The sequence below is a fragment of the Streptomyces canus 299MFChir4.1 genome (assembly GCF_000383615.1).
GTDB classification, from domain to species: Bacteria; Actinomycetota; Actinomycetes; order Streptomycetales; family Streptomycetaceae; genus Streptomyces; species Streptomyces canus_C.
Map to the genome: position 1 here is coordinate 104,150 of NZ_KB911599.1, position 16,362 is coordinate 120,511.

Annotated in this window: 14 protein-coding genes; 6 read left to right on the forward strand and 8 right to left on the reverse strand. The window is 72.0% G+C overall.

Annotated elements, in window-relative coordinates; genetic code table 11:
* Nucleotides 1-39 precede the first annotated feature (39 nt).
* The 3 genes from H293_RS0131130 (at nt 40) to H293_RS0131140 (ending at nt 4,661) form a co-directional block, all read left to right on the forward strand.
* Nucleotides 40-1,554, forward strand: a complete 1,515-nt coding sequence (locus H293_RS0131130; RefSeq protein WP_020121737.1) for a flavin monoamine oxidase family protein — start codon at nt 40-42, stop codon at nt 1,552-1,554.
* 105 nt (nt 1,555-1,659) lie between these two features.
* Nucleotides 1,660-3,885, forward strand: a complete 2,226-nt coding sequence (locus tag H293_RS0131135) for an acetate--CoA ligase family protein (RefSeq protein ID WP_020121738.1) — start codon at nt 1,660-1,662, stop codon at nt 3,883-3,885.
* Entirely contained in the window at nt 3,876-4,661 is a 786-nt protein-coding gene (locus H293_RS0131140; RefSeq protein WP_020121739.1) for an enoyl-CoA hydratase/isomerase family protein, read from the forward strand. Before H293_RS0131135 ends, H293_RS0131140 begins: the two co-directional genes overlap by 10 nt.
* A gap of 4 nt (nt 4,662-4,665) precedes the next feature.
* Here the strand turns inward: H293_RS0131140 and H293_RS0131145 are convergent, their stop codons facing one another.
* On the reverse strand, nt 4,666-5,583 hold the full coding sequence (locus H293_RS0131145; protein WP_063746941.1) for a hypothetical protein: 918 nt from the start codon (nt 5,581-5,583) through the stop codon (nt 4,666-4,668).
* A gap of 84 nt (nt 5,584-5,667) precedes the next feature.
* On the opposite strand from H293_RS0131145, the gene H293_RS0131150 reads away from it, so the two are divergent.
* On the forward strand, nt 5,668-6,255 hold the full coding sequence (locus H293_RS0131150; protein WP_020121741.1) for a flavin reductase family protein: 588 nt from the start codon (nt 5,668-5,670) through the stop codon (nt 6,253-6,255).
* A gap of 45 nt (nt 6,256-6,300) precedes the next feature.
* On the opposite strand, the gene H293_RS0131155 is transcribed toward H293_RS0131150, so the two are convergent.
* Nucleotides 6,301-7,605, reverse strand: coding sequence for an MFS transporter (locus H293_RS0131155; RefSeq protein ID WP_020121742.1), 1,305 nt, complete (start codon nt 7,603-7,605; stop codon nt 6,301-6,303).
* Nucleotides 7,606-7,676: 71 nt separating this feature from the next.
* Between H293_RS0131155 and H293_RS50305 the strand changes: the two genes are divergently transcribed.
* Complete coding sequence (locus H293_RS50305) at nt 7,677-8,669, forward strand: GlxA family transcriptional regulator (RefSeq protein WP_020121743.1); 993 nt, start codon at nt 7,677-7,679, stop codon at nt 8,667-8,669.
* Here H293_RS50305 and H293_RS0131165 read toward each other — a convergent pair.
* The 3 genes from H293_RS0131165 to H293_RS0131175 all read right to left on the reverse strand — a co-directional run bounded on the left by H293_RS0131165 (nt 8,666) and on the right by H293_RS0131175 (nt 11,843).
* On the reverse strand, nt 8,666-9,715 hold the full coding sequence (locus H293_RS0131165) for a Zn-dependent alcohol dehydrogenase (protein ID WP_020121744.1): 1,050 nt from the start codon (nt 9,713-9,715) through the stop codon (nt 8,666-8,668). The genes H293_RS50305 and H293_RS0131165 overlap by 4 nt on opposite strands.
* Nucleotides 9,715-10,866 carry an acyl-CoA dehydrogenase family protein gene (locus tag H293_RS0131170; protein WP_028808348.1) on the reverse strand — a complete coding sequence of 384 codons (1,152 nt, stop codon included), beginning with the start codon at nt 10,864-10,866 and terminating at the stop codon, nt 9,715-9,717. Before H293_RS0131170 ends, H293_RS0131165 begins: the two co-directional genes overlap by 1 nt.
* A 110-nt stretch (nt 10,867-10,976) precedes the next feature.
* Nucleotides 10,977-11,843: an SDR family oxidoreductase gene (locus tag H293_RS0131175; RefSeq protein ID WP_020121746.1), complete on the reverse strand. Its 867-nt coding sequence runs from the start codon at nt 11,841-11,843 to the stop codon at nt 10,977-10,979.
* A gap of 85 nt (nt 11,844-11,928) precedes the next feature.
* Here H293_RS0131175 and H293_RS0131180 point away from each other — a divergent pair, with 85 nt between their 5' ends.
* Nucleotides 11,929-12,855: a cyclase family protein gene (locus H293_RS0131180; protein WP_020121747.1), complete on the forward strand. Its 927-nt coding sequence runs from the start codon at nt 11,929-11,931 to the stop codon at nt 12,853-12,855.
* A 319-nt stretch (nt 12,856-13,174) separates the two neighbouring features.
* Here the strand turns inward: H293_RS0131180 and H293_RS0131185 are convergent, their stop codons facing one another.
* The 3 genes from H293_RS0131185 to H293_RS0131200 all read right to left on the reverse strand — a co-directional run bounded on the left by H293_RS0131185 (nt 13,175) and on the right by H293_RS0131200 (nt 16,260).
* Nucleotides 13,175-13,636 (reverse strand): ATP-binding protein, encoded by a 462-nt coding sequence (locus tag H293_RS0131185; RefSeq protein ID WP_020121748.1) that lies wholly within the window; start codon nt 13,634-13,636, stop codon nt 13,175-13,177.
* 509 nt (nt 13,637-14,145) lie between these two features.
* Nucleotides 14,146-15,018 carry an acyl-CoA dehydrogenase family protein gene (locus tag H293_RS0131195; protein ID WP_028808349.1) on the reverse strand — a complete coding sequence of 291 codons (873 nt, stop codon included), beginning with the start codon at nt 15,016-15,018 and terminating at the stop codon, nt 14,146-14,148.
* A gap of 108 nt (nt 15,019-15,126) precedes the next feature.
* Nucleotides 15,127-16,260, reverse strand: coding sequence for an acyl-CoA dehydrogenase (locus H293_RS0131200; RefSeq protein ID WP_020121751.1), 1,134 nt, complete (start codon nt 16,258-16,260; stop codon nt 15,127-15,129).
* Between the last annotated feature and the right edge of the window lie 102 nt (nt 16,261-16,362).

The window sequence follows — 16,362 nt, forward strand, 5'->3', positions numbered from 1 at the left end:
TGTTCTAGCTCCACACTCTCTCCACTACGGAGGACGCACGTGGCACGCGAAAGACAGCTCTCCCCGCTCTCCCCGCTCCCCCGGCTCTCCCGGCGCTCCCTGATCGGCGGTGCCGCCGCCGCGGCCGGGGCCGTCACCCTCACCGGCACCGCCGCCTCGCCCGCCTCCGCCGCCACCCGTGACGTGGACGTCGCGATCGTCGGCGGCGGTCTCGCCGGGCTCACCGCGGCCCGCGACCTGGTCGCGGGCGGGAAGACGGTCGCCGTCCTGGAGGCCCGCGACCGTGTCGGCGGCCGGGTCCTCAACCTGAAGCTGGCGAACGGCGGGGTCACCGAGGGCGGCGGCGAGTTCATCGGCCCCACCCAGGACCGCATCAAGGCCCTCGCGGACTCGCTCGGGGTGCAGACCTTCGCCACCTACAACACCGGCAGCAACCTGCTCTACAAGGACGGCAAGAAGACCGCCTACGCCACCGACGGCATCCTCGGTTCGGTCCCGCCGATCGACGCGGCCGGCCTCGCGAACGCGGCGATCGTCCAGGCCTCCCTCGACGACATGGCCAAGACGATCCCGCTCGACGCGCCCTGGACCGCCGCCAAGGCCGAGGAGTGGGACCGGCAGACCTTCGAGACCTGGCTGCGCGCCAACGCCGTGATCCCGTCGGCCAAGTTCCTCCTGGACGTGGCCTGCACGTCGATCTTCTCGGCCGAACCCCGCGAACTGTCCCTGCTGTTCGTCCTCTTCTACATCGCCGCCGCCGGCAACGAGTCCACCCCCGGCACCCTGGAACGCCTCACCGAGACCGCGGGCGGCGCTCAGGAACTGCGCTTCGTCGGCGGCTCCCAGCTGGTGCCGGTCAAGCTCGCCGCCACGCTGGGCGACCGGGTGGTCCTGAACGCCCCGGTGCGCACGATCGCGAAGTCCGGTTCGAAGTACGTCGTCACGGCCGACGGTGTCACCGTCACCGCCAAGCGGGTCGTGGTCGCCGTACCCCCGCCGCTCGCGGCCCGTATCACCTACGACCCGCTGCTGCCCGCCGCCCGCGACCAGCTCACCCAGCGCCTGCCGATGGCCTCGGTCGGCAAGGCGATCGCGATCTACGACACGCCCTTCTGGCGGGCCGACGGCCTCAACGGCCAGGTCGTCAGCGACACCGGCGTGATCAGCTCGACCTTCGACAACTCCCCGCCGGACGCCTCCTACGGCGCCCTGATGGGCTTCATCGAGGCCGACGAGGCCCGCAAGTTCGACGCGGCGAGCGAGGCGGAGGTCAAGGCGGCCGTCCTCAAGGACTACGTGACGTACTTCGGCTCGAAAGCGGCCTCCCCCACCTCCTTCGTCCTGCAACGCTGGAACAACGAGGCCTACACCCGCGGCGGCCCCGTCTCCATCGCCGCGCCCGGGGTGCTCACCCAGTACGGCCCCGCCCTGCGGGCCCCCGTGGGCGGCATCCACTGGGCCGGGACGGAGACGTCGATCCACTGGAACGGCTTCATGGACGGAGCCGTCCGCTCCGGTGAGCGGGTGGCCAAGGAAGTGCTCGCGGTGCTGTAGTCCGCGCATCAACTTTGCGTGCACGCCCGTTCCTGACACAGCGTCAGTTCTGTAATCTGACAGAGCGTCAGTTATTCACGCTGTCACACAGGAGCGGGCGGACCGATGCTTGGATCAACCCACGGCACCCTCACCACCGACTCCCGCCGGGCCCGGGTCATCGCGTGCGGCGAGCAACCCGGGCCCGCCGTCCACGGCCGGCCCGCCGAGGCCGACGATCTCGACGTCGGCGGCCGGCCGTTGTATGCGGACGTCCCCGATCTGGACCGCTTCTTCCGGCCGGAGTCGGTCGCCGTGATCGGCGCCTCGGACACCGAGGGCCGCCCGAACACCGGCGTCACCCGGCAGTTGATCGACTGGGCGGACCGGGTCGGGGCCCGGCTGCACCCCGTGCACCCGACCCGCCCCGCCGTCTTCGGCGTCCCCTGCGTGGCGTCCGTGGCCGAGCTGCCCGAGCAGGTCGACCTCGCCGTCCTGCTGGTCGCCGACCCACTCCCGCTGATCGGGCAACTGGCCGAGGCCAAGGTGAAGTTCGCGGTCGTCTTCGCCTCCGGATTCGCGGAGACCGGCGAGGAGGGAGCGGCGGCGCAGCAGCGTCTCGCCGCCGCCGTGGCCGAGTCCGGGATGCGGCTGCTGGGGCCCAACACCAACCTGAACGCCTTCTCGTCGTTCCGCGACGACCTCGACGGGCCCGGGATCGCCCTCATCACCCAGTCCGGCCACCAGGGCCGCCCGGTCTTCGCCCTCCAGGAACTCGGCATCCGCCTGACCCACTGGGCCCCCACCGGCAACGAGGCCGATCTGGAGACCGCGGACTTCCTCTCCTGGTTCGCCGAGCGCCCCGAGGTCGGCGCCATCGCCTGCTACCTGGAGGGCCTGAAGGACGGCCGCTCCTTCCTGCTGGCCGCCGACCGGGCCGCCCGCCGCAAGGTTCCGGTGGTCGCGGTCAAGGTCGGCCGCACCGAGACCGGCGCCCGCACGGCCGCCTCCCACACCGGCAAGCTCACCGGCGCGGACACGGTGGTGGACGCGGCGATGCGGCAGTACGGCGTGATCCGCGTCGACGGACTCGACGAACTCCAGGACACCGCCGCCCTGTTGGCCCGCGCGAGGCCGCCGCGGGCCGAGGGGGTCGTCGTCTACTCGATCTCGGGCGGGACCGGCGCGCACTTCGCCGACCTGGCCACGGAGGCGGGGTTGCGACTGCCCGCCCTTTCGGAGGCCAAGCAGGCCGAACTGCACCAGTGGATACCGGAGTTCCTGAGTGTGGCGAACCCCGTCGACAACGGCGGGCACCCGGTCGGCGACTGGCGCGGCCGGAAGATCATCGACGCGATCCTCGCGGACCCGTCGGTCGGGGTGCTGATCTGCCCGGTCACCGGGCCCTTTCCGCCGCTGAGCGACCGGCTGGTGCGGGACCTGGTGGACGCGGCCGAGCAGAGCGACAAACTGGTGTGCGTGGTGTGGGGCTCACCGGTCGGCACCGAGCCGGCCTACCGCGAGGTCCTGCTGGGCTCCTCGCGGGTGGCGACCTTCCGCACGGTCGGCAACTGCATCACCGCCGTGCGCGCCTACCTCGGCCACCACCGCTTCGTCACCGGCTACCGCTCCCCCTTCGACGAGGCCCCGCGCACCCCCTCGCCCTCCTTCCGCAAGGCCCAGGCACTGATGCGCCCCGGCCAGCAGCTGAGCGAGCACGCGGCGAAGCAGCTGCTGCGGGCGTACGGGATCCGGGTGCCGCGCGAGCAGCTGGTGACCAGCGCGGCGGCGGCCGTCCGCGCGGCGGGCCTGGTCGGCTACCCGGTCGTGATGAAGGCGTCCGGCGCGAGGATCGCCCACAAGACCGAGCTGGGCCTGGTGAAGATCGGCCTGACCTCCGCCAGCCAGGTACGGGACGCCTACCGCGAGCTGACCGACATCGCCCGCTACGAGGACGTCTCCCTGGACGGGGTCCTGGTCTGCCAGATGGTGGAGCGGGGCGTGGAGATGGTCGTGGGGGCCGCGCACGACGAGCTGTTCGGGCCGACGGTGACGGTCGGGCTCGGCGGGGTCCTGGTCGAGGTGCTGCGGGACACGGCCGTCCGCGTGCCGCCCTTCGGGGAGGAGCAGGCCCGGGACATGCTCGGGGACCTGCGCGGGCGGGCCCTGCTGGACGGGGTCAGGGGGCGGCCCCCGGCGGATCTCGACGCGCTCGTGGAAGTGGTCCTGCGGGTGCAGCGCATGGCGATGGAGCTCGGGGACGACCTCGCGGAGCTGGACATCAACCCGCTGATGGTACTGCCCCGGGGGCAGGGGGCGGTGGCGCTGGACGCGTTGGTGGTGTGCCGGTGAGCGAGGTGACGCACACCGTCGACGGTCAGGTCTCGTACCTCACCCTCAACCGACCCGAGGTCCTCAACGCCCTCGCTCCCGGCCAACGGGACCTGCTCATCGAGCTGTTGGACCGGGCGTCCGCCGACCCCGGGGTGCGGGCGGTGGTCCTGACCGGCACCGGCCGCGGATTCTGCGCGGGCGCGGACCTGCGCGGCGCGCCCGGGGCCGCGGCCCCCGGTGACGTCGCTCGTACGATCCGCCTCGGCGCCCAGCGGCTGATCGCCGCCGTCCTCGACTGCGAGAAGCCGGTGATCGCGGCGGTGAACGGCACCGCGGCCGGTCTCGGCGCGCATCTCGCCCTCGCCTGCGACCTGGTCCTGGCCGCCGAATCGGCGCGGTTCATCGAGGTGTTCGTACGCCGGGGCCTGGTCCCGGACGGTGGCGGCGCGTATCTCCTGCCCCGTCTGATCGGCCCGCAGCGGGCGAAGGAGCTGATGTTCTTCGGCGACGCGCTCGGCGCCGCCGACGCCGAGCGCCTGGGGCTGGTCAACCGGGTCGTCCCGGACGAGGAGTTGGAGAAGACGGCCCGCGAGTGGGCCGCCCGTCTCGCCACGGGTCCGACCCGCGCACTCGCCCTGACGAAACAGCTCGTGAACGCCTCCCTGGACAGCGACCGCGCCACCGCCTTCGCCGCGGAGGCCGCCGCGCAGGAGATCAACATCACGACGGCGGACGCGCGGGAGGGTGTGGCGAGCTTCGTGGAGCGCAGGAGCCCCGAGTACCGGGGCCGTTGAGGGCTCAGTCCCGGGTCAGGACGCGCACCTCGGGCGCGTCCGGGTCCCCGAACGGCACGAACAGCTCGGGCTCGGACTCCGTGCCGCCGATCCGCCAGTACGTCTCCTGCCCGCAGCCACCGGCGGGCCGTACGACGACACCGGGGCGCCCCTCGGAGCCGTCGCCGTAGGGGTCGTGGCCGCCCTTGCCGTCGAGCAGCCAGGTGCCGGTGCCGTCGCACACGTCGAAGGGCTGCTCGGCGTAGGGGTCGACGGACCCGGGCTCGGCCTCGGTGGGCAGGTCGGTGTGTTCGGCCCGGCCACCCGTGCCGAGGCGCAGGACCGCGCCCTTCTCGCCCCGCCAGACCCCGGCGAGCTGCCCGGCGGACAGCACGGGAGGCTCGTACTCGTCGACGATTCCCGTGACCGTGGCCAGCACCCCGCCGACGAGCGCCAGGAGGAACAGGCCGACGGAGGCGAACAGGGCGGGCAGCCAGATGGCCCACAGGCCCCGGGTCCGTCTGCGCAGCCACCCGAGGCCGAGGACCGGGAGCACGCCGAGGGCGGCGAGGAGCGGGGCGGTGGTGGTGAACGGCCAGTCCCGCAGCAGCAGGGCGAGCGCGGCCCAGGCCACGCCGAGGACCGCGGTGAGCGCCAGGTGCCAGGCCCACTCGGGTCCCCGTGTGCGGCGGGCGGCACGGCGGGCGAGCGCCTGCGCCGGCAGCACCTGGACGGCGGCGTGCAGGAGGCCGAGGACCGGCAGGACCAGCGGCGCCACGACGAGGAGGCACAGCAGGCCGAACAGGGCGAGGGCTCCGTAGGCGCCCGCGTACGCGTAGTCGTCGCCCAGCTGGCCACTGATCCACCAGATCAGTCCGATCGCCGGGAACTGCGCCGCGCACACCGCGGCGGCCTCGTGAATTCTTCTGTTCCCCCACCCCATGGACGCAGCGTACGGGCGCCCCCTTCGCACACGTGCCCGGACCCCTTCCCATCTGACACACCGTCAGCTTCAATGGAGAACGTGATGGGACAAGCGGGGACGGCGGAAGCGGCCGTCCGCTACCTCAGGTCCGGGAAGGCGCTCGCCGTGGAGGCGTTGCCCCGCCCGGAGCTGCGGTGTGTGCGCGAGGACGAGCGGGCACCGGCCGACCCGGCCGAGTTCCGGCGCGTGCTCGGGAACTTCGCGACCGGCGTCACCGTGGTGACGGCCCCCGGGGCACCCGGCGAGGAACCGGCCGGCTTCGCCTGCCAGTCCTTCTCCTCCCTCTCCCTCGACCCACCGCTCGTCGCCTTCATGGTGGGCCGTACGTCGACGACCTGGCCGCGCATCGCCCGGGCGGGCGTCTTCTGCGTGAACGTCCTGAGCGCGGCCCAGGGCGAGCTGTGCAGGGCGTTCGCGGTGAGCGGCGCGGACAAGTTCGCGGGCGTCCCCCACGACCCGGCCCCGGCCTCCGGCTCCCCGCGCCTCGCGGGCACGCTGGCGTGGATCGACTGCACGATCCACGCGGTGCACACCGGCGGCGACCATCTGATCGTGGTGGGACGGGTGGACGCGCTGGGGACGGGCGAGGGCGAGGCTCCGCTGCTGTTCCACAGGGGACGGTTCCTCTGAGCCGTCCCGGCCGAGGGCTCTGCCGGGCCACCGGCCGGTGAACCGTCAGGCCGCCGCGAGCACGGGGTTCGCGGGCCGGCGCCGGATCACCAGTGCCATCAGCGCCGCCGCCGCGCACAGCGCGCCCGACGCGTACCAGATCATGTCGTACGTGCCGAACACGTCCCGTGCCACACCGCCGAGGAAGGCGACCAGCGCGGCGCCGACCTGGTGGGAGGCGAGGACCCAGCCGAAGACGATCGCGCTGTCCTCGCCGTACTGCTCACGGCACAGGGCGACGGTGGGCGGGACGGTGGCGACCCAGTCGAGGCCGTAGAAGACGATGAAGAAGAGCATCGGCGGGTGCACCGACGGGGCCAGGAGCATGGGCAGGAACAGCAGCGAGACGCCACGCAGGGCGTAGTAGACGGCGAGCAGGCGGCGGGGTTCGAAGCGGTCGGTGAACCAGCCGGAGGCCACCGTGCCGACGACGTCGAACACTCCGATGACGGCGAGCAGCGAGGCGGCGGCCGTGACGGGCATGCCGTGGTCGTGGGCGGCGGGCACGAAGTGGGTCTGGATCAGGCCGTTGGTGGAGGCCCCGCAGATCGCGAAGGTGCCGGCGAGCAGCCAGAAGGGGCCGGTGCGGGCGGCCTTGAACAGGACCGTCACCGCCCGGCGCGCGGCGCCCTGGACCGGCTCCGGCTTCGGGACGAACTCCGTGGCGCCGTACGGCTTCAAGCCCACGTCGGCCGGGTGGTCGCGCAGCAGCAGCCAGACGAACGGGACCACCGCGAGGGCGGCGAGGGCGACCGTGACGGCCGCCGGGCGCCAGTCGTGCCTCTCCACCATCCAGGACAGCACCGGAAGGAAGATCAGCTGTCCTGAGGCGGAGGCGGCGGTCAGGATGCCGGTGACCAGGCCCCGCCGCTCGGTGAACCAGCGGTTGGTGACGGTCGCGGCGAAGGCCAGCGCCATCGAGCCGCTGCCGAGGCCGACGAGCAGGCCCCAGTAGAGCATCAGCTGCCAGGCGGCCGTCATCCACACGGTCAGGCCGGAGCCGACCGCGATCACGGTCAGCGCGACCGCGACCACCCGCCGGATGCCGAAGCGGTCCATCAGCGCCGCCGCGAAGGGCGCGGTCAGGCCGTACAGCGCGAGGTTGACGGAGACGGCCGCGCCGATGGTGCCGCGCGACCAGCCGAAGTCCTGGTGCAGGGGGTCGATAAGCAGGCCCGGCAGGGAACGGAAGGCCGCCGCGCCGATGATCGTCACGAAGGTGACGGCGGCGACGAACCACGCGCGGTGGATGCGGATTCCTCCGGGGGACCGGGTTTCCTCGACGGCTGCGGCTTCGGTTGTCTGGGTCACGACATAGAGCGTGCGGCCTGCGGCCCGGCGAATCCATTGGCCCGAAGGACAGTATTCGTTAGGATCGGGCCATGAAGCCGCACCGCGTCGTCGTCCTCGCCATGGACGGTGTCCTGCCGTTCGAGCTGGGCATCCCGCACCGGATCTTCGGCCGCCCCAAGGACGCCCGGGGGCGCCACCTGTACGAGGTCGTCACCTGCTCGATCCGCCCGCCGGGCCCGGTGCGGACGGACGCCGACTTCGACGTCCAGGTCGAGCACGGCCCGGAGACCCTGGCCACCGCCGACACCGTGATCGTCCCGGCGTCGTACGAACTGGGCCCGGTCTTCGAGCAGGGGGTGCTGACCGAGGAACTGGCCGCCGCCCTCGCCCACATCCGCCCCGGCACCCGGCTCGCCTCCATCTGCACCGGCGTCTACGTCCTGGCCGCCGCCGGTCACCTCGACGGGCGCCCCGCCACCACGCACTGGGCCGACTCAGACCGTCTCCAGCGGCTCTTCCCGCAGATCAGGGTCGACCCGGACGTCCTGTTCATCGACGACGGGGACGTCCTGACCTCCGCGGGCGTCGCCGCCGGCATCGACCTGTGCCTGCACATGGTGCGCCGCGACCACGGCACGGCGGTCGCCACCGAAGTGGCCCGCCGCACCGTCGTACCGCCGCACCGCGACGGCGGTCAGGCGCAGTACATCCACCGGCCGGTGCCCGACCCCCAGCAGTCGACCACGACCTCGGCCCGCGCCTGGGCGCTCGGCCGCCTGCACGAGCCGATCCAGCTGCGGGACATGGCCGAGCAGGAGGCCATGTCGGTGCGCACCTTCACCCGCCGCTTCCGCGAGGAGGTCGGCGTCAGCCCCGGCCAGTGGCTCACCCAGCAACGCGTGGAGCGCGCCCGCCACCTCCTGGAGTCCACCGACCTCTCCGTCGACCAGGTCGCCCACGACGCGGGCTTCGGCACCGCCCAGTCGATGCGCCAGCACCTGCAGTCGGCCCTCGGCGTCACCCCGACCGCGTATCGCCGCACGTTCCGGGCGGGGGTTCTCGACCACCAGGGCCTGTCCTAGAAGGTCAGCACCCCTCGGGCCACCCGCCCCGCCTCCGCGTCCGCCACCGCCTTCTCGAAGTCCTCCACGGGATAGGTCTCCGTGACGAGTTCGTCGAGGAGGAGCCGGCCCTGGCGGTAGAACTCCGCGTAGAGCGGGATGTCCCGCTGGGGACGGGAGGAGCCGTAGCGGCAGCCCAGGACCGACTTGTCCAGGTAGAGGGAGGAGACGAGGAAGGAGCCCTCCGCGCCCGCCGGGGGCACCCCGAGCAGCAACGCCTGGCCGTGCCGGTCGAGCAGGTCGATCGCCTGGCGGATCAGCTCCACGCGGCCCACGCACTCGAAGGCGTGGTCGGCCCCTGTGGGCAGCACCTCCCGTACCCCCTCCGCCGAGGTCAGGAAGTCCGTCGCCCCGAACTGCCGGGCCGCCGCCTCCTTCGCCGGGTTGGCGTCCACCGCCACGATCCGCGACGCTCCCGCGATCCGGGCACCTTGGATCACGTTGAGGCCGATCCCCCCGGTCCCGATCACCAGCACGCTCTCCCCCCGGTCCACCCGGGCCCGGTTGAGCACGGCGCCCACGCCGGTCAGCACCCCGCACCCGATGAGCGCGGCGGACGTCAGGGGAATGTCCTTCGGGATCCGGACCGCCTGCACGGCCTTCACCACGGTCCGTTCCGCGAAGGCGGAGTTGCTCGCGAACTGGAACACCCGCTCGCCGTCCCGCGAGAAGGGTTTCTGGGGCCGCCCGATGGCCTTGCGGCACATGGTCGGGCGCCCCCGGTCGCAGTCGGCGCAGGCACCGCAGTTGGCGAGGGTCGACAGCGCCACATGGTCACCGGGCCCGACATGCGCGACCCCCTCCCCCACCGCCTCGACCACGCCGGCGCCCTCGTGCCCCAGCACCACCGGAACCGGAAACGGAATGGTCCCATCCACGACGGACAGGTCGCTGTGGCACAGCCCGGCCGCCGCGATCGCGACCCGCACCTCGCCCGGCCCCGGGTCCCGCACCTCCAGATCGTCGACGACCTGGACCTGCCTCCCGTCGAACAGCACGCCGCGCATCAGACGACCCCCTTGGGCTCTCTGGGCAGACCGAGCACCCGCTCGGCGATGATGGTCCGCTGGATCTGGTCCGAGCCGCCGTAGATGGTGTCGGCCCGCGAGAACAGGAACAGGTGCTGCAGCGCGTCGAGTTCGTACGGCGAGGAAGCGTGCCACTCCCGGGGCCCGACCGTGGCCTCCGCCCCGCGCACGAGCATCGCCAGCTCCCCGAGCCGCTGATGCCAGCCCGCCCACAGCAGCTTGGCCACACTGGGGGCCCCGCCGTCCCCCGAACCGCCCAGTGTCCGCAGCGCGTTCCACCGCATGGTCCGCAACTCGGCCCACCGCCGCACGAGCAGATCCCGTACGACCGGATCGGCGACCGCGCCCGTACGTACGGCGGCTTGCACCACCTCGGTCAACTCCTGCGCGAATCCGACCTGTTGGGCCAGCGTGGACACCCCGCGCTCGAAGGCCAGCAGGCTCATCGCCACCCGCCAGCCCTGCCCCTGACCGCCGACGACATGCTCGGCGCGCGCGTGGGCCCCGTCGAAGAAGACCTCGTTGAACTCACTGGTCCCGGTGAGCTGCCGGATGGGCCGCACCTCGACGCGCCCCGGCTGGTCCATGGGAACCAGGAGGAACGTGAGCCCGTGATGCCGGCGCGACTCCGGATCGGTCCGGGCGAGGACGAAGCACCAGTCCGCCTCGTGAGCCAGGGACGTCCAGATCTTCTGCCCGCTGATCCGGTACGACCCGTCCTCGACCCGCGTGGCCCTCGTCCGCACACCGGCGAGGTCGGACCCCGCCCCGGGCTCGCTGTACCCCTGGCACCACAGCTCCTCCCCGGCGGCGACGGGAGGAAGAAAACGCGCCTTCTGCTCCTCGCTGCCGTGCGCGAGGAGGGTCGGCGCCAGCAGCTTCTCCCCGATGTGCCCGGACCGCGCGGGCGCCCCGGACCGCGCGTACTCCTCGGCCCAGACGACCTGCTGGGTGACGGTGGCGGTGCGGTTGCCGTAACCGGCCTCGGACCAACCAAGCCCGATCCAACCGGACTTACCGAGTGTTCGTTCCCAGGTACGGCGGTCCTGGTTCCCATCCGCATGGGCAGCAAGCCATTCCCGCACTTCCCCCCGGAACGCCTCATCCTCAGCGCCAAACCCAAAGTCCACAGGGCTCTCCTCTCAACACCGGTCGGGTACAACCCACCCAGGGGCGCGGGGAACTGCGCGCCCAGCCACAACGAACCCGCAGCCGCCACCCCACACGCGCCCCCGCCCCACTAGGCACCCGGCCCCGAAAGCAACGGCATCGGATCCACTCCCACCGTCCCCGGCAAGAACTCCGCGATCGACTCCGGCGTCCACCCGCCGGAGGCATACGCGGCGCGCAACTCCCGAGGCTGAGCCCACACCGCGATCTTCGGCCCCGCCACGGTGTACACCTGCCCGGTGATCTCCCGGGCCCGCTCCGACAGCAGGTAGACCACCATGGCGGCCACGTCCTCCGGCTCCCCGATCTCCGTCAGATCGAAGGGAACGTTGGCCGACATCCGCGTACGGGCGACCGGCGCCACCGCGTTCGCGGTCACCCCGTACTTGTGCATCCCGAGCGCCGCACTGCGCACCAGCGAGATGATCCCGCCCTTCGCCGCGCTGTAATTGGCCTGCGAGAAGGACCCCTGGTGATTCCCGCTGGTGAACCCGACCAACGTCCCCGACCGCTGCTGACGCATCACCGCCGAGGCCGCCCGGAAGACCGTGAAGGTCCCCTTCAGATGGGTCGCGAGAACCGGGTCCCACTCCTCCTCGGACATGTTGAACAGCATCCGCTCCCGCAGGATCCCGGCCACGCAGACGACACCGTCAAGGCGCCCGTAGGAAGACAGCGCGGTATCGACGACCCGCTGCCCTCCCGCCATGGTCGAGATGTCGTCGGCCACGGCGACCGCCTCGCCGCCGGCCGCCTCGATCTCCTTCACCACACCCGAGGCGATCTCGCTCGTGGGAGAGGCCCCGTCCACGGAGACGCCGTAGTCGTTGACGACGACCCGCGCGCCCTCGGCCGCCGCGCCCAGCGCGACCGCCCGCCCGATCCCCCGTCCCGCGCCCGTCACGGCGACGACCCTGCCTGCCAAGAAGTTCCCCACGCCCGGCCCCTTCCCGCGGTTTCTGACGGACCGTTAGATTTTATGTCCCGTCAGATGTGCGGACACAAGCCCTGGGGAGGGCCCGATGTCACTTCCGGCCGCGTTCCACGACATCGCCAAGCGCGTGAACAACTGGGGGCGTTGGGGAGCCGACGACGAGATCGGCACCCTGAACCTGATCACCGACGAGGTCGTCCGCGAGGCCGTCGCGACCGTCCGCACCGGCCACCGCGTCCCCCTCGCCCTCCCGCTCAGGCAGGACGGCGTGCAGACCGGGATGATGCCGGGCCGGGTCAACCCGCTGCACGCGATGGTGCAGATCAACCAGGAGATCTTCGGCCCGGGCACGGTCGCGTGCAGCGACGACGCCGTGACCATGGGCCTTCAGGCGGGCACCCACTGGGACGCGCTCACCCACGTCTCGCACTCCGGCCTGCTCTACAACGGCCGCCCGGCCGGCACCATCACCCCGCACGGCGGAGCCGAGTTCAGCGGTATCGACAAGGCGCGGTACGTCCTCTCGCGCGGGGTGCTGCTGGACGTGGCCCGCGCACGGGGCGTGGAGCGGCTCGACGGAGCGCACGCCGTGACGCCCGAGGACCTGGAGGCCGCCGAGGAACTCGCGGGCACGCGGGTGCGCGCCGGGGACATCGTGCTCGTACGGACCGGGCAGATCCAGGTGTATCTCGCCGGAGACAAGGAGGCGTACGCCTATCCGTCGCCGGGCCTGTCGGTCCGCACCCCGGAGTGGTTCCACGCGCGCGATGTGGCCGCGGTCGCCAACGACACGCTCACCTTCGAGATCTTCCCGCCCGAGATCGAGGACCTGTGGCTGCCGGTGCACGCGCTGGACCTGGTGGAGATGGGGATGCTCCAGGGCCAGAACTGGAATCTCGAAGAGTTGTCCACAGCCTGTGGAGAACTTGGCCGGTACGCGTTTCTGCTGTCCGCGATGCCCGAGCCGTTCGTCGGCGGCACCGGAACACCCGTGGCCCCGGTGGCCGTGCTGTGAGGAGGTCGGTCGGCGGCGCGCGCAGGTCCGCCCCGAGCACGGCATCGCGCGCCGCCGTCATCGATTTCCCTCCGCCCCGCGGAAATCGACACCGCGTCACGATCCGCACTCGTCGGGGGTTCCCGTCACCGGAACCCTCGGCGTCCCCTCGCGGCGAATCGCTGACCACCAGCGTCATCAATCGAACACGGTGCGTCAACACCCGTACGGGGATTTGTTGCTTACGACCCTTTTGTCACGACCGCGCACGGATGCACATCCCGGCGCACCGCCTCGCGGCGAGGGAGGGGCGAGGGCGGTCCCTGCCACCGTGCGCCGGTCACACCGCCTCGAACGCCAGCCCCTCGTAGGCCGAGGCCTCGATGCCGTAGGTCTCCACGACCTGCCGCGGCCGCTCGCAGCGGTCGAGTTCGCACCAGATGCTCTTGCCCGCGCCCTCGGGGCTCCAGCCCCAGCGGTCCGCGAGGCCGTCGACGAGGGCCAGGCCGCGGCCGCCGGTCGCGTCACCGTCCACGCAGCGCGGCACCGGGGCCCGGCCGCTGCGGTCGGCGACCTCCAGGCGGACGGTGGCCGACTCCACCTCGGCGCCCGGCAGGGACAACCGCAGGACGGCCGGACGGCCGGTGTGCACCACGGCGTTGGTGACCAGCTCGGACACGAGCAGGATCAGGGTCTCGGCGAGCGATTCGTCGATCCCTATCCCGGACCCGGCGAGCCGCGAGCGGGCCCACCTCCGGGCTCGCCCCACCTCTGCGGGGTCGGGCCGGATCTCCAGCTGCACTTGAAGCACCTGCACCGCTCACACCATCCGAACCGGCGGGCACATGGCCTCGCGCCTCACGAGGGCCACGATCGTAGCCATTTTTTGCATGACCAGAACAATGACCAAAGCCGGGGTCACAGAACGTGAATCCCTTACGAGACAGCATGGTTGACGTACAGTCACGCCAACAAGCGCTTCGGGCATATTCCAGCGCGAAGGAGTACCCGTGCGGGATACTGTGCGACGCTCGCCACGGGGAGTCGAACAGGCGGTGGACACAGGCCCTACCGCCCTGCGAGCAGGGGCGCGCATCGCCCAGTCCGGGGCCGCCTCATCGGCAACACCGGCATGGCTCATGCTCGGAACCACTCGCATCTCACACAAGGTACCGGAGCGGGGCACCGACTCCAGGACGTGACGAGTCACACCTAGGACACAACCCGATATCAACGCTCCGTGATTCCGGTATGCCACAATCCGCGACATCCGCTGCGGACGCACCGGAGAGCGGCCCGGCCACGACCGCCTCAGGCCAACAGGTCGACGGCGAGCGACTCCTCACTCTCCGCACCGCCGCCGCCCCGCCGGGCCCGCACCCAGGCCCGCTTCAGATGCAGCTGCACCTCGCACTCCCAGGTGAAGCCCATCCCGCCGTGCACCTGGACACAGTCCCGGGCGCCCCGCTCGGCCGCCTCGTCGGCCAGCAGCCGGGCCGCGGCGACGTCCACCGGGTCCGCGGTCACGGCGGCCGCGTACACCGCGGCCCGGGCCGTCTCCGCCCGCACCAGCATCCGCGCGCACAGATGCTTGACCGCCTGGAAGGCCCCGATCGGCTGCCCGAACTGCTTCCGCGTCCGCGCGTGTTGCACCGCCAGCTCACACACGCGCGTGGCGGTGCCCAGCTGCTCGGCGGCGGTGAGGAGCACGGCGACGGGATCGGCGGCACGCGCGCGTGGTCCGGGAACCCGGTGCAGCGGCGTCAGCGGATCCACCGACTTCAGGGGTACGGCCCCGGTGGCGTCGCCGCGTACGACGTCCGCCTCCGCCAGCCACTCCACGAGCCCGCCCGGGTCGACGTCGGCCACGACGACCTCCCCCTCGGTGGCCCCGTCCACGACACCCGCCGCGAGGTGGGTCGCCACCAGGGGCCCGGTCAGCAGCGCCCGCCCGGCCTCCTCGAAGACCAACACGGCCTCCGGCAGCCCGAGTCCGACCCCACCATCCGCCTCCGGCACCCGCAGCGAGAAGAACCCGGCGGCCCCGAGCTCCCGCCACAACGCACGGTCCAGATGGGGTGCTTCCACGGCGGCACGCCGCGCCGCCTCGTCGAAGTACCGCGCGAGCAACGCACGCACTCCGCGCCGCAACGCGATTTGGTCGGTGGTCAGTTGAAACCGCACGCCACGGCCCCCTTCTCAACGCCGACTGCGATGCCCCACCCAGGGGCGCGGGGAACTGCGCGACAAGCCCCCACTCGCCCGCACCCGGCAATCCACCGCAAGTCGCCCTCACCTCCCCTTCGGCAACCCAAGAACCCGCTCAGCCACGATGTTCCGCTGAATCTGCGAGGTCCCCGCCGCGATCGTGTACGACAACGACGACAACCGCTCCAGCACCCAGGACTGTTCGAGATCCAGCGACTCCGCACCCAGCACCTCGGCAGCCACGTCGTACAACTCCTGCCGCGCATGCGAGTACCGGAGTTTGAAGACGGACGCTCCCACCCCCGGCACCCCACCACTGGCCTCCGCCTCGCTCACGTTCCACTGCGTGAGCCGCCACAGCGCCCGGAAATCCGCGTTCAGCCGCCCCAGCCGTCGCCGCACCGAAGGGTCGTCCCAACGCCCGTTGTCCCGAGCCTCCTCGGCAACCGAACGCAGCACCCGCCGGCAGGCGACCACCTCGCCCACGAACGCCGTCCCGCGCTCGAAGGACAGCGTCACCATGGTCACGCGCCAGCCGTCGTTCTCCTCGCCGACCCGGTTCGCCACCGGCACCCGCACCTCGTCGAGGAACACCTCGGCGAACTCGGCGGACCCCGCGAGGGTCCGCAAGGGCCGCACCAAGACACCGGGCGAGGACATCGGCATCGCCAGCCAACTGATCCCGCGATGCTTCGGAGCCGCCGGATCGGTCCGCACCAACAGCTCGCACCAGTCGGCGACTTCGGCGTGCGAGGTCCAGATCTTGGAGCCGGTCACCACATAGTCGTCGCCGTCCCTGCGCGCGCGTGTGCGCAGCGCCGCGAGGTCGCTCCCGGCGTCCGGTTCGCTGAAGCCCTGGCACCAGACCTCCTCGCCCCGCAGGATCGGCGGCAGCCAGCGTTCCCGCTGTTCAGGCGTGCCCTCCGCGGCGATCGTGGGCCCCGCGTGGAGCAGTCCGACGAATCCGGCGCCGACATAGGGCGCGCCCGCGGTCTCCGTCTCCTCCAGGAAGATCAGCCGCGTGGTGGGCGACGCGTCCCAGTGCACGTGCGCATACCCGGCGTCGTACAGCATGCGCTGCCAGCCGAGGTCGTACGCCCTGCGTCCGGGCCAGTCCTGCGGGGACGGCTTCGGCGGCAGCGTGGGGAGCGCCTTGGTGAGCCATTCACGCAGCCGCGCCCGGAACTCCTCCTCTTCCGGCGTGTACGCGAGATCCATGGCGGCACTCCATATCTGATAGCCCGTCAGATAAACCTCGTGCACGAAGGCTAGGTCGCACACCCCTGGACCGACAAGGCGTCGAGCCCTACGCTCTGCCCA